Origin of the sequence: Streptomyces sp. NPDC093085, from assembly GCF_040683935.1 — a bacterium.
Classification (GTDB): domain Bacteria; phylum Actinomycetota; class Actinomycetes; order Streptomycetales; family Streptomycetaceae; genus Streptomyces.
Map to the genome: position 1 here is coordinate 127215 of NZ_JBFBFB010000015.1, position 13707 is coordinate 140921.

The 13707-nt window shown below is 71.2% G+C and carries 11 protein-coding genes; 4 read left to right on the forward strand and 7 right to left on the reverse strand.

Annotation, left to right across the window (positions count from 1 at the left end; genetic code table 11):
• Positions 1 to 38 precede the first annotated feature (38 nt).
• The 4 genes from AB0O07_RS30805 to AB0O07_RS30820 form a co-directional block, all read right to left on the reverse strand.
• Entirely contained in the window at positions 39 to 782 is a 744-nt protein-coding gene (locus AB0O07_RS30805) for a PadR family transcriptional regulator (RefSeq protein ID WP_365639474.1), read from the reverse strand.
• Between the two features lie 130 nt (positions 783 to 912).
• Positions 913 to 1710, reverse strand: coding sequence for a hypothetical protein (locus tag AB0O07_RS30810; RefSeq protein ID WP_365639476.1), 798 nt, complete (start codon positions 1708 to 1710; stop codon positions 913 to 915).
• An 86-nt stretch (positions 1711 to 1796) separates the two neighbouring features.
• Positions 1797 to 2915, reverse strand: coding sequence for a terpene synthase family protein (locus tag AB0O07_RS30815; protein WP_365639478.1), 1119 nt, complete (start codon positions 2913 to 2915; stop codon positions 1797 to 1799).
• A 346-nt stretch (positions 2916 to 3261) separates the two neighbouring features.
• A complete protein-coding gene (locus AB0O07_RS30820) occupies positions 3262 to 4935 on the reverse strand; it encodes a protein kinase (RefSeq protein ID WP_365639481.1) in 1674 nt (557 codons plus the stop codon).
• A 384-nt stretch (positions 4936 to 5319) separates the two neighbouring features.
• On the opposite strand from AB0O07_RS30820, the gene AB0O07_RS30825 reads away from it, so the two are divergent.
• Positions 5320 to 6963: a protein kinase gene (locus AB0O07_RS30825; protein WP_365639483.1), complete on the forward strand. Its 1644-nt coding sequence runs from the start codon at positions 5320 to 5322 to the stop codon at positions 6961 to 6963.
• 154 nt (positions 6964 to 7117) lie between these two features.
• Here the strand turns inward: AB0O07_RS30825 and AB0O07_RS30830 are convergent, their stop codons facing one another.
• The 3 genes from AB0O07_RS30830 to AB0O07_RS30840 all read right to left on the reverse strand — a co-directional run bounded on the left by AB0O07_RS30830 (position 7118) and on the right by AB0O07_RS30840 (position 9554).
• Positions 7118 to 8098 carry a phosphotransferase gene (locus AB0O07_RS30830; protein WP_365639643.1) on the reverse strand — a complete coding sequence of 327 codons (981 nt, stop codon included), beginning with the start codon at positions 8096 to 8098 and terminating at the stop codon, positions 7118 to 7120.
• Positions 8099 to 8287: 189 nt separating this feature from the next.
• Entirely contained in the window at positions 8288 to 8716 is a 429-nt protein-coding gene (locus tag AB0O07_RS30835; RefSeq protein WP_365639486.1) for a pyridoxamine 5'-phosphate oxidase family protein, read from the reverse strand.
• Between the two features lie 178 nt (positions 8717 to 8894).
• Positions 8895 to 9554, reverse strand: coding sequence for a response regulator transcription factor (locus AB0O07_RS30840; RefSeq protein ID WP_365639645.1), 660 nt, complete (start codon positions 9552 to 9554; stop codon positions 8895 to 8897).
• Positions 9555 to 9880: 326 nt separating this feature from the next.
• Between AB0O07_RS30840 and pdhA the strand changes: the two genes are divergently transcribed.
• The 3 genes from pdhA to AB0O07_RS30855 are packed head-to-tail and all read left to right on the forward strand — an operon-like array spanning position 9881 to position 13673.
• Positions 9881 to 11143, forward strand: a complete 1263-nt coding sequence (gene pdhA, locus AB0O07_RS30845) for a pyruvate dehydrogenase (acetyl-transferring) E1 component subunit alpha (protein ID WP_365639489.1) — start codon at positions 9881 to 9883, stop codon at positions 11141 to 11143.
• A gap of 2 nt (positions 11144 to 11145) precedes the next feature.
• On the forward strand, positions 11146 to 12129 hold the full coding sequence (locus AB0O07_RS30850) for an alpha-ketoacid dehydrogenase subunit beta (protein ID WP_365639490.1): 984 nt from the start codon (positions 11146 to 11148) through the stop codon (positions 12127 to 12129).
• A gap of 14 nt (positions 12130 to 12143) precedes the next feature.
• Positions 12144 to 13673, forward strand: coding sequence for a dihydrolipoamide acetyltransferase family protein (locus AB0O07_RS30855; protein ID WP_365639493.1), 1530 nt, complete (start codon positions 12144 to 12146; stop codon positions 13671 to 13673).
• Positions 13674 to 13707 lie beyond the last annotated feature (34 nt).

The following is a 13707-nucleotide window of genomic DNA, read 5'->3' on the forward strand; positions in this document are numbered from 1 at the left end:
GGTGCCGGAGCGGCGGGTGAGGCGACGGGGTTACGGGGTTACGGGCGACCGCCCGAACGGCGCGCGGGCTTGGCGGACACCAGCCTGGAGAGGCCCTCGCGCGCGCCGCCCCCGGTACGGCCCGAGGCCTCGGGCGCCGCTGGGGCTGCCCCGGTCTCCCCCGCCGCCCCCGCCGCCCCCGCCGCCCCCGTGTCCCCTGCCGTCCCCGCGGCCCCCGCGTCCCCGGCCTTCCCCCGGTCCGCCTCCGCCTTCTGCGCGAGACGGATCAGCCGGGCCTCGCAGTGGTCGAGCCAGCGTGCCTCGGCCTCCGTCTGGAAGATCAGCTGTTCCAGGACGAGCAGCCAGGCCACCTCGTCCCGGTCGGCCGGCGCCGGGTCCAGCGCCCGTGTCTTCAGCCGGGTGTAGTCCTGCATGGCCTTGACCGTGTGGTGGCGCTGCGCCTGGATGACCTCCCTGATGTCGACCCCGGCCGCGCCCACCGCCATGGCGAGCTTGATCGCCAGCTCGTCGCGGGGCGGGCTGGCCCGGTCGACGGGGGTGCGGTACCAAGCCCCCAGCTCCGCGTGGCCGGCGTCCGTGATCGCGTAGAGCGCGTGCCCGGCGGCGTCCTCGCCGTCCTGGACGACCATGCCGTCCCGTTCGAGCCGGGCGAGGGTCGTATAGACCTGGCCCACGTTGAGCGGCCAGGTGGACCCCGTACGTGACTCGAACTCCGTACGGAGCTGTGACCCGTAGCGGGGGCCTTGTTCCAGGAGGGCCAGCAGCCCGTGGCGAATCGACATACTCAGTATCTATACCGAGTATGTCGTGGCCTGCAAGCGACCTCAGGGTGACGTGGAACGTCCTCCTCAAGGACTACTCAAGGGGTGCGCAAGAGGTGACGGACGCCGACGATGCCCACGAAGCCGCAGGTCAGCGGTGTCGCAGTCGGAGCCCGAGAAACCCGAACCCGAGCCCGACCAGCGTGATACCGGTCCCCAGGGTGAGCACGGAGAGGGAACGTCGGGACGCGCCTGTGACAAAGGCGGGGTCCCGCTCGTGCACGGTGTCGGTGGCCGGGGGGCGGATGGCGGACTCCTCCGGAATCGGCGCGACCTCCTCGGGCAGCGCCTCGTCGGCGGCGCCCGCCTCCTCGCCCGCGCCGTCCTCCCGTACGCGCGGAGCGGCGGGCGCGGCCGTACGCGCGGGCCGCGCCGCCTCGACGGACGGTACGGCCGAGGGCGACGCCGACCCGGAAGCGCGGGGCGGGACCGAAGGCACCGTGGCGGCCCCGGAAGCCGCGGCTCCGGTACCGCTCTCCACCCCCTTGCCCTCCAGCCCTTTGCCCTCCTTGCCCTCCAGCCCCTTGGCGGGCCCGTCGGCGGACGACTCCTCGGCGTCCCCGCCCTTCGGGGGGTGTACGGGCCGTACGGGCCGGGGCGGCTCCACGGCCGCAGGCGTAGGAACGCCCCCCGGCGCCACGAGGGGCGCGGAGGGCGCGGAGGGCGCCGAAGGCGCGAAGGGTGCCCCGGATTCCCTGGACTCCCCGGACGCCCCGAACCTCCCGGACTCCTCGGCCGCCTCCGCCCGTACGACCGCCTCCCCGGCCGCCTCCACCCGTACGGCAGAAGACGCGCCGTACGCGACCGGCACGGCGGGCGCACCCATCAGCAGCGCCGCGACGGCCACCACGGTCACCCCGGAGACCCGGAGCGGGGGAGTCGAACTCACCGAATCAGCGTCACACGCCCCACCGGAACCGGCATCTCGGACCTTCCCTCCACCCGCCCCCGGGCCGGGGGTGGGCGGTGCCCCGCTCAGTCGGCGTTCCGGCCGGCCGGCACGGACGGGACCAGCTCCCACCACCAGCCGATGGACCGCCAGGGCAGTGGATCGCCTGCCTCGGGCGGGGAGATGTCCGTGATGCTGCTTCCGAGGGTGATCTGCGGGCGGGTGCTCGATGTGTGTCCGGCGCAGCAGTACCAATCCGTATCGTGGGCATGATGGAATGCGATATTTCCGCTGACCGATCTGCCGAGGTCGCCGATATGGGTGCGTACCGCATCGTCGTGAGGGGTGAATTCCTCACTGAGGCGGGTGAAGAGCACCATGATTTGATTACGCAGGCGGACGGCGCGCTCGAAGGCTTCCGGGAGATCGCACCGGTAGGTGGTCCTGATGATCTCCACCAGGTTCACCTCCTGCCCCTCGCGGATTTCCGGACCGCCGAGACATCCGGGGAAGTCCCGGCCGTAGGAGAAGATGTCGTTGTCCCATGCCCACAGCAACTGGGCGGCCTGCGACATCGCCTGGAGTTCAGGGTGGTTCAGATAGGCGTCGGACAGGTCGTCACCCCGGGACATTTCCATGGCCGGCGGTACGACGGGGGCCCAGAATGTCTTCCTTCTGAGGCAGGCATAGGTGTCGAGATCACATTGGCGTCCTGCCAGGGCGAGTGCCTGCTGGTGCAGGTGGCCCAGGAAGAACTGGCGATGCCCTTCGAGCCAGCGGGTCATGACGGACGGTGCGGCGTGTAAACGGATCCGGTCGGCGAGCGACTTCCAGGCGGTGATGAAGAAATCTTCGCCGGCGGGTTTGCCGAGCGGGGACTCCATCGCCGTCATCACGGTGTCCACGATCTCGGCCATCTTCGCGATGTCGCGGCTGACCGGCGGAGTGCCGAGGATCACCTTGTCGAAAAAGGTGGCCACCACGGCCCAGTCGTGGAAGGGCTGAAGCAATTCAGTGGGAATGTCGGAGCAGAACACCCGGCTCGCCGCACTGGAATTACAGCTCGCGAGAAGTTTCCGCTGTTCGTCGTCGAGAGGCGGATTTAAGCTCGCGAGCCAATCCGTGCACGCTTCTTCGAGTGCTCGATAGACGGGCTGCCTCCGGTAGGGGAAAGGGGCGTACAGCGCCGGGATGCCGATACGCAAAGTATTCCGTCCTTGCAGGTGGGACTTCTTTTGCGGAATCGTCCGAAAGCCCGCGCGAGCCCGCCCCGGGTCGTGGGCGGGGTCGCTCTGCTCTCGGCCACAGCGCGAGTCTCACGGGCATCCCGGACCGTGCGGGCGCGATCGGACGGCGGTCACCACAACGAGTGAGCCGGTGCCGTATGCCTCTCCGGTGCCTGTCCATCCGTGCTGTGATGTGACGTTTCGTCCGGTGATGTGACGCCATCCGTGCGGTGACGTGACGTGACGTGACGTGACGTGACGTGACGTGACGTGACGGGCCACCGGGATGTGCCCCCCGGCCCGGTGGCCTCGCCGGGAAGGCCCTCTACCCCGGATCCCCCGTGGAGATGGTCAGCTCGAACTCCTGGTCCTTGGGAAGGACCGCCGTGTTCGGGGCCGGGTACTGGCTGATGACGATGTCCTCGGCCTGCGAGCCGTCGTTCTGCTTCTTCGGCTCCTTCCAGGTCCAGCCCGCCTGCCGCAGGCAGTCCTTCACCGAGATGATGTCCTTGTACCGCAGGTCGGGCGCGCGGACCTTGCCCGGGTCCAGGCTGTCCGTGGAGGCGTCCGTGCACTTGTCGGCCTCGATGGTCCGGTTCCGCTCCGGCGGGCGGTGGTCCGCCGAGACCGACGCGCTGCCGCTGCTCGACGGGTCGGCCTTGTTGTCGGTGGAGTCGTCCTTGTTCAGGGCGAGGGCCGTGATCAGGCCGCCGATCGCCAGCACCGCGACAGCGATCGCGCCGACGATCACCGGGGTGTTCCGCTTGCCGCCCGAGCCGCCGCCGCTCCCGCCCGCCGCGCCCTGCGGCGAGATGCCGTACGCCTGCGGCGCCGTCTGCGCGCTCTGATAGGGGGACGGGGCCGCCTGCGGGTAGCCGTACCCCTGGCCCTGCGGGTGGGTCGGCGGCGGGGTGTGCACCGCGCCGTACGGGGACGCCGGGGCGGGCGTCGGAGGGCCGTACGGGCTCGGCGCGGGCTGCGGCTGGTACGGCGTCTGGACGCCTGCCGCGCTCTGCGGCTGCCCCGTCTGGTCGACCGGCGGGAAGACCGCGGCGCCCACCCCGGAGCCGCTCGCTCCGGGCTGTGCGGAGCCCGGCACGATCGCCGGGGCGCCGGTCTGCCCCGCCGTGAGCACCCGCAGGCACTCCTCGCGCATGGCGTCCGCGCTCGGGAAGCGTTCGTTGGGGTTCTTCTTCAGCGCCCGCGCGACCAGCGCGTCCATCGCCGGTGTCACCGACCGGTTGATGCTGGACGGCGCCGGCGGCTCCTCCTGGACATGCGCGTACGCGATCGCCAGCGGCGAGTCCGCGTCGAACGGCAGCCGGCCCGTCAGGAGCTGGAAGAGCATGATCCCGACCGAGTAGAGGTCGGAGCGGGCGTCCACGCCGCGCCCCAGCGCCTGCTCGGGCGAGAGGTACTGCGGCGTACCGACGACCATGCCCGTCTGCGTCATCGAGGTGACACCCGACTGCATGGCCCGCGCGATACCGAAGTCCATGACCTTCACGACGCCGCGCTTGGTCATCATCACGTTGCCGGGCTTGATGTCGCGGTGGACCAGGCCCATCTCATGGCTGGTCTCCAGCGCGGCCAGCACATCGCCCGTCACCTTGAGCGCCTTGTCGGCCGGCATCGCGCCGTACTGCTGGACGTCCTGGTGGAGCACGGAGCCGAGCGGCTGCCCCTCGACGTACTCCATGACGATGTACGGCATCAACGCGCCGTCGAGCGTGTCCTCGCCCGTGTCGAAGACCGAGACGATGTTGGTGTGTGACAGCTTCGCCACAGCCTGCGCCTCGCGGCGGAAGCGTTCCCGGAAGGACTGCTCGCGGCCCAGCTCCGTGTGGAGTGTCTTGATCGCGACCTGCCGGTCGAGCGCCGCGTCGTACGCGAGGTATACGGACGCCATGCCGCCCTCGCCGAGCAGATCCCGCAACTGGTACCGGCCGCCCGCGACCGAACCGCCCGCATAACGGCCCTGCGCGCCGTCGTGGCTCATGCCTTGTCCTCCCCCATCGGCGCGCGGTGAAGCGGTCGTACTCGCGCGGCGGTCTCGCTCCGGTCTCGCGGCGATACTGGCGCGATGATCCCGTTTATTACTGGCCAAGTCTGCCGTAGGGCACTGACACGTCAAGCGGGGTGCCCGTTCCGTGACCGTAGACACAACAAGCGTCTCGGAAGCGTTACAGGAACAGCACGTAATTTGCATGGTCCGCGCGGCTGCGGGTTTCATGGCCGGTCCATCCTGGACCGGCGTGTCACACAGAGGCTGTAGCGTGATGTGCCATAGCCAACCCCGAGACCCAACCCCGAGACACACAGACCACCCGCGGACCGCGCGCGCGGCGCGTCACCACGCGGACAGATACGACGGCGAGGACTGATGGCACCCGAACCCGAAGCAGGCGGCGGAGTGTCGGATGCGGCGGACTCCTGGGGCGACAACGGGTTGGTCGGGGGGACGGTCGGCGACGGCCGCTACCGGATGACCCACCGCCTCGGCCGCGGCGGCATGGCCGAGGTGTTCGCGGCCGAGGACGTACGGCTCGGGCGCATCGTCGCCGTGAAGCTGCTGCGGGGCGATCTCGCCGAGGACCCGGTCTCCAAGGCCCGCTTCACGCGGGAGGCCCAGTCGGTCGCCGGCCTCAACCACCATGCGGTGGTGGCGGTGTACGACTCCGGCGAGGACACCGTCAACGGGCAGACCGTGCCGTACATCGTGATGGAGCTGGTCGAGGGCCGCACCATCCGTGACCTGCTGCTCTCCGCGGACGCCCCGCCGCCGGAGCAGGCCCTGATCATCGTCTCCGGGGTGCTGGAGGCGCTCGCCTACTCGCACCAGCACGGCATCGTGCACCGCGACATCAAGCCCGCGAACGTGATCATCACGGACACGGGCGCGGTCAAGGTCATGGACTTCGGCATCGCGCGCGCCCTGCACGGCGCGCAGTCGACGATGACCCAGACCGGCATGGTCATGGGCACGCCGCAGTACCTCTCGCCGGAGCAGGCCCTCGGCAAGGCGGTCGACCACCGCAGCGACCTGTACGCCACGGGGTGCCTGCTCTACGAACTGCTCGCCCTGCGGCCCCCGTTCACCGGCGAGACCCCGCTCTCCGTGGTCTACCAGCACGTCCAGGACACCGCCGTACCGCCCTCCGAGGTCACCGACGGCGCCCCGCCGGAGCTGGACGGCCTCGTCATGCGCTCGCTCGCGAAGGAGCCGGACGACCGGTTCCAGAGCGCCGAGGAGATGCGCGGACTCGTCCAGTACGGGCTCCAGATGATCCAGCAGCAGGGCAGCCACACCGGTACGTGGAACACCGGCCCCGTCGACGCCCACATGATGGGCGGCAACACCCCGGCGATGGGCATGGCGGCGACGACCGCCATGGGCCACCCGCCGCACGGCGAGACCGCCGCGGGCCCGATACTGCCGCCGGCGAACCCGAACGACGGCGGGTACAACGGCGGGTACGGCGCGGGGTACAACGGCGGCCGTTACGACAACGGCGGCGGCGGGCGCGGCAAGCTTCTGCTCTTCGTCGCGCTCGCGGTGGTCGCGATCATCGCGGGGGTCGCGTACGCGCTGAACTCCATGACCACGACGGACGACGGGAACGACACCAAGAACCCGGTGACGCACTCCCCGAGCCAGGAGGAGTCGAGCCCGAGCGCGAGCCCCTCCGAGTCGGAGTCCTCGGAGGAGGCCAGCACGGACAACTCCTCGGGCGGCAACAGCTACCCGGACTACCAGCGTTCCCAGAAGCCGGCCTATACGCCGTCCCCGTCCGACACGCCGTCGGACACCCCCTCCTCGCCCGACACGGGCACGGCGGACGGCGGCACCTCCGACGGCGGGAACACCGGCGACCCGACGGGCGAGACGCCCGTCACGCCGACCGACGACAGCGGCGGTACGGACCCGGGCGGGCCCGGCTCCAACTCGGCGGGCAACTCGGCCGGTACGGACGCCGGGACCGGCCTCGTCGGGGGCAACACCGACAACGGGGGCGGGACGGGCTGACGGTCCGACGGGGTACGGGGCGAGGCGGCCGGGGGCTCGAAGCGGAGCACCCCGGTCCGGTCCACCCCGGTCCGGTCCGCCCCGGTCCGGTCCGCCCCGGTCCGGCGGTCCGCCCCGGTCCGGCGGTCCGTCCCGGTCCGGGGACTCGCCCCGGTCACTCCGTGAACGCCTCGCAGACCGCCTCGTACTCCCGCGTCCACCACACCGCGAGGGCCGACACCGCCGAGAACAGCGGGTCGGCCCTCCGGTCGTCGAGCTGGTAGCGCCAGCGCAGTATCCAGAAGTCGTTGAGCCGCTCCCACCAGACCCGGTGGACCGCCGCCGCCAGCTCCCAGGGGTCCGCTCCGGCCGCCTCGCGGTAGGCCCGCGCGTACGCCCGTACCTTCGCCAGGTCCAGCTCGCCCGTCGGGCGGACGAAGAAGATCGCGGCGGCCCGGACCGCCTCCTCGGCGCGCGGCTGGAGGCCGAGCCGGTCCCAGTCGATGATCGCGGCCGGCTCGGCGCCCCGGTAGAGCAGGTTCAGCGGATGGAAGTCGCCGTGCACCCACCCGGTGGCGGGCTCGGTGCCGGGCCTCGGGCGGCGGTGCGCGTGGCGCTCCAGCAGCGCCCTCCGCTCCACCAGCCGGTGCTCGGCGAGCAGGTCGAAGGGGTCGGGGCGGGCCCGGTCGCGGGCGAGGGCGAGCAGGTCGTCGATGAGCGCGAAGGTCTCCGCGGGGTCCGGGCTGACATGGGTGACCTGCGCGAGCGCCCCCGGGCCCGGCTCCAGCACCCACCCCAGGCAGGTGTGGACCTTCCCGAGCAGCGCGCCCAGGCGGCGGGAGGCGCGGGCGCTGAGCTGGGTGCCGTGGCGGTGGCTGCCCTCGATCCAGGGGTGGAGCGCGTAGCAGCTTCCGCCGATGACGGCGACGGTCTCCCCGCTCGCGCTCTCGACCGGGGGTGCCACGGGGACCCCGAGCCGCTGGAGCCGCTGGGTGGCGTGGTGCTGGTGGACGATGGCGGCGGGGTCGCCGTCGAGGTGGTGCTTGAGGAAGTACGCGCCGCGGGTGGTGCGGAGCCGGTAGCTGTGGTTGAGCAGGCCCTGGGCGACGGGCTCGCACGATAACGGCTCGCCCGCGTTCCGGTAGCGCCGCAGCAGCAGCCGTACGGGCGGGGCCGGGGCGTGCGGGGCGATGCGGGGGGCGGAGACCGGCGCGGGCGCGGGCGCGTGGGCCGGAGTGGAGCCGGGGGCGGTAACGGGCGGAGCGATGTGGCTGGCACGAGCGGCGGGCCGGGGGATGACGGCGGTCGCGGCAGGCACAGCGAGTTCATATGAGCGCGGCACTTGTCAGATGTTAGAACACGCTACGTGTTGACCTGGTCGCTCATCGCCTCGGTCGAGCGTGTGTACGGTTACGAACTGGGGTGTAAGCCGCATATACACCGGGTCGAACGGTTCACCGTCCACATGGTGAGGTCCGGCGCCAAACATTTCGATTTCCGAGGGGGTCGGCTCGATCAACTCGGCCGTCCCGGTGAACTGCACCGACCAGATGTCCTCCGCGTCACTGCCGTAGTTGTCCGCGCCGTACGCCACCACGCCCCCGCCGCACGCCTGGTGGTATCCGTGCCCCGCGTGCATCTGGAGCAGCACCGCGCCCCCCGACACCACATGGCGGGCGGGGGCCACGAACGGCATGGCCCGCATGCTCGTCGCCACGCGCCCGTACGGCACGCGGGTGAGCAGGTCGATGGCGCGGATTTCCTCGGTGGACATGGAGTCCACTCTCCGTCACGCGGGGCCACCGCCGACAGAGGAGGCGGCCCCTGAACCCCGGGACGTTGGTCCCGATTAGGACCCGGCGTGCCGCGGTACAGCCGGTGCCGGCGTCAACGCCACCAGCGCCACCCGCGGCGTCGGTGGCACCACGGCGGCGTCAGCGCCACCAGCGGCGTCAGCGCTTCTCGGCCTGGAGCCGCGCCACGTACGCCGCCGCCTGGGAGCGGCGCTCCATCCCCAGCTTGGAGAGCAGGCTGGAGACATAGTTCTTGATCGTCTTCTCGGCGAGGTGCAGCCGCTCCCCGATCGCCCGGTTGGTCATCCCCTCGCCGATCAGATCGAGGATCCGGCGCTCCTGGTCGGTGAGGCCGGCCAGCCGGTCGTCGCCCTTGGGGGCGTTGCCCGTACGGAGCCGCTCCAGCACCCGCGCGGTCGCCACCGGGTCGAGCAGCGAGCGCCCCGCCGCCACGTCCCGTACGGCCGTCAGCAGTTCGCTTCCCCTGATCGCCTTCAGCACATAACCCGAGGCCCCCGCCATGATCGCGTCGAAGAGCGCCTCGTCGTCCGCGAACGACGTGAGCATCAGGCATTTGACGGACTCGTCCCGCGATCTGACCTCCCGGCAGACCTCCACGCCGCTTCCGTCGGGGAGCCGTACGTCGAGGAGCGCCACGTCCGGACGGGTCGCCGGGATCCGGGCGATCGCGTCGGCCGCGGTGCCCGCCTCGCCGACCACCTCGATGTCGTCCTCGACCGAGAGGAGTTCGAAGACTCCCCGGCGGACCACCTCATGGTCATCAAGCAGGAATACTGTGATTTTTCCTTCTTCTTGCACAGAATTCAGTCTCACACATTCACCCCTTCCCTGCCGTGGGCCGGCGGGATAACGTGCCGTTGTTCCGGCGCCCTGCGAGGCTGTGACCAGTGGTTGTTCCAGACTTTGCCGATTTACTTGGAAATCCAAGCAAAATTGCAGGTCAGATGGGGTTTCGCGGTAATGCTTCCTACTGGGTAACGTGCCTGTGACAGGGCACTCGCCGGGGCACCTGTCACGTCTGTCCCGACCTGGTCGCACCCACCCCCGTGCGTGCGGGCGGTGACAGACGAGCCGCACTGGTTCCCGGCGGATCCCGGGGGCCGGAAAGACGGAGGAGCACGCACGTGACCGTGGAAAGCACTGCCGCTCGCACACCGCGACGGAGCAGCGGTACCGGTACCAAGCGCGCGAGCGCGAAAAAGACGGCGGCGAAGAAGACGGCGGCGAAACCGAAGGGGACCAGGACCGGTTCCGGTTCGGCCTCCGCCTCCGGTACGGGCGCCGAGCCGCAGCTCATCCAACTGCTCAGCCCCGAGGGCGAGCGCCTGGACCACCCCGAGTACTCGGACCTCATCTCCGACATCACCCCCGAGACCCTGCGCGGGCTCTACCGCGACATGGTCCTGACCCGCCGCTTCGACGCCGAGGCCACCGCCCTCCAGCGCCAGGGCGAGCTGGGGCTCTGGGCCTCCCTGCTCGGCCAGGAGGCCGCGCAGATCGGCTCGGCGCGGGCGCTCCGCGACGACGACTACGTCTTCCCGACCTACCGCGAGCACGGCGTCGCCTGGTGCCGCGGGGTGGACCCGATCAACCTGCTGGGCATGTTCCGCGGCGTCAACCACGGCGGCTGGGACCCCAACGCGAACAACTTCCACCTCTACACGATCGTCATTGGTTCGCAGACCCTGCATGCCACGGGGTACGCCATGGGTGTCGCCAAGGACGGCGCGGACTCGGCCGTACTGGCGTACTTCGGGGACGGCGCCTCCAGCCAGGGCGACGTCGCCGAATCGTTCACCTTCTCCGCGGTCTACAACGCCCCGGTCGTCTTCTTCTGCCAGAACAACCAGTGGGCGATCTCCGAGCCCACCGAGCGGCAGAGCAGGGTGCCCATCTACCAGCGCGCGCAGGGGTACGGCTTCCCCGGTGTCCGGGTCGACGGCAACGACGTCCTCGCCTGCCTCGCCGTGACCCGCGCCGCCCTGGAGCGGGTGCGCAGGGGCGAGGGCCCGATGCTGGTCGAGGCGTTCACGTACCGGATGGGCGCGCACACCACCTCCGACGACCCGACGAAGTACCGCGCGGCCGAGGAGACGGAGGCCTGGCAGGCCAAGGACCCGATCCTGCGGCTGCGCCGGCTGCTGGAGCGCGACGGCCACGCGGACGCGGCGTTCTTCACGGAGCTGGACGAGGAGAGCGAGACCCTCGGGAAGCGGGTCCGCGACGGGGTACGGGGGATGCCGCAGCCGGACCCCATGGCGATCTTCGACCATGTCTACGCGGACGGGAACGCCCTCGTCGACGAGGAGCGCGCGCAGTTCGCCGCGTACCAGGCGTCGTTCGCGGACACCGGGGCCGGAACGGGCTCCTTCGAGGGGGGCAACTGATCATGGACGCCGTACAGAAGCTCCCGATCGCGAAGGCGATCAACGAGTCGCTCCGCAAGGCGCTCGAAACCGACCCCAAGGTCCTCGTCATGGGGGAGGACGTCGGCAAGCTCGGCGGCGTCTTCCGGGTCACCGACGGCCTCCAGAAGGACTTCGGCGAGAGCCGGGTCATCGACACCCCGCTCGCCGAGTCCGGCATCGTCGGCACCGCCGTCGGGCTGGCGCTGCGCGGTTACCGGCCGGTGGTGGAGATCCAGTTCGACGGGTTCGTCTTCCCGGCGTACGACCAGATCGTCACCCAGCTCGCCAAGATGCACGCCCGCGCGCTCGGCAAGATCAAGCTGCCGGTCGTGGTGCGGATCCCGTACGGCGGCGGCATCGGCGCCGTCGAGCACCACAGCGAGTCGCCGGAGGCGCTCTTCGGGCATGTCGCGGGGTTGAAGATCGTCTCGCCGTCCACCGCGTCGGACGCGTACTGGATGATGCAGCAGGCCATCCAGAGCGACGACCCGGTGATCTTCTTCGAGCCCAAGCGCCGCTACTGGGACAAGGGTGACGTCAACCCGGAGGCCATCCCGGGCCCCCTCCATGGCGCACGCGTCGCCAAGGAGGGCACCGACCTCACCCTGGTGGCGTACGGCCCCATGGTGAAGGTCTGCCTGGAGGCGGCGGGCGCCGCCGCCGAGGAGGGCACGTCGCTGGAGGTCGTGGACCTCCGGTCGATGTCCCCGATCGACTTCGACACGATCCAGACCTCGGTGGAGAAGACGCGCCGGCTGGTCGTGGTGCACGAGGCGCCGGTCTTCCTCGGCACGGGCGCGGAGATCGCCGCCCGGATCACCGAGCGGTGCTTCTACCACCTGGAGGCCCCCGTGCTGCGGGTCGGCGGCTACCACGCCCCGTACCCGCCGGCCCGGCTGGAGGACGAGTACCTGCCGGGTCTGGACCGGGTGCTCGACGCCGTCGACCGCTCGCTCGCGTACTGAGGAGTGCCGTGACCATGACTGCTGACATCTCCGCCCGGTACCGGGAGTTCAAGATGCCCGACGTGGGCGAGGGGCTCACGGAGGCGGAGATCCTCACGTGGCACGTACGGCCGGGCGACACCGTCACGGACGGCCAGGTCGTCTGCGAGGTGGAGACGGCGAAGGCGGCCGTGGAACTGCCCATTCCGTACGACGGGGTGGTGCACGAGCTGCGCTTCGCCGAGGGCACCACGGTCGATGTCGGCGTGCCGATCATCACGGTGGACGTGGCGCCGGGGAGCGGCGAGGCACCGTCGCCCGCCCCCGCGTCCGCCGCCGCGCCGTCCTCCGCGCCCGCTCCCGAGGCCCCGAGCGGCGGCCGTACGCCGGTGCTCGTCGGGTACGGGGTCGCGGAGGCGCCCACGAAGCGCCGTCCGCGCCGCTCCGCCGCCCCGGCGGCTCCGGTGGCCCCCGGGGCCCCCGCACCGGCTCCCGCGGCCGTCACGCCGCCGCCGGTGGCCCCGGCGCCCGTCCCGCCCGTCGTGCCGCCGACGGTGTCGGTGCCCTCCGTGCCCTCCGTGCCCGTGCCTTCCGTGCCCGGACAGCTGAACGGCCACGGCGGTACGGCGCTCGGCGGGCCCGCGCGCCCGCTGGCCAAGCCGCCCGTACGGAAGCTGGCCAAGGACCTGGGGGTGGACCTGGCGACGGTGACGCCGTCGGGCCCGGACGGGATCATCACCCGCGAGGACGTCCACGCGGCGCTCGCCCCCGCCCCCGCCGTCGCCCCGGGCCCGGCCCCTTCGGTCGCCGAGGAGCCGCGTACCCCCGAGGCGCCCGCACCGGCCGTGCAGGCCGCTCCCGGGGCCCGGGAGACCCGTATCCCCGTCAAGGGCGTACGGAAGGCCACGGCCGCCGCCATGGTGGGCAGCGCCTTCACCGCGCCGCATGTCACGGAGTTCCTGACCGTCGACGTGACACGCACCATGAAGCTGATCGAGGAGCTCAAGGCCGACAAGGAGATGGAGGGTGTGCGGATCAGTCCGCTCCTCCTGGTGGCCAAGGCGCTTCTGATCGCCCTCAAGCGTCACCCCGACGTCAACGCGGCGTGGGACGAGGCCAACCAGGAGATCGTCCTCAAGCACTACGTGAACCTGGGCATCGCGGCGGCGACCCCGCGCGGTCTGATCGTCCCGAACATCAAGGACGCGCAGGACAAGACGTTGCCGCAGCTCGCCAGGGCGCTGGGCGAGCTGATCACCACCGCCCGGGAGGGCAGGACGACCCCGGCGGCGATGCAGGGCGGCACCGTGACCATCACCAATGTCGGCGTCTTCGGCGTCGACACGGGGACGCCGATCCTGAACCCGGGCGAGTCCGCGATCCTGGCGGTCGGTTCGATCAAGCCGCAGCCCTGGGTCCACAAGGGCAAGGTCAAGCCGCGTCAGGTCACCACCCTGGCGCTCTCCTTCGACCACCGGCTGATCGACGGCGCGCTGGGCTCGATGTTCCTCGCCGACGTGGGGGAGATCCTGGAGCAGCCGAAGCGCCTGATCACCTGGGCGTAGCGGCAGGGCACACGCCGTGGGGGACGGTTGCACC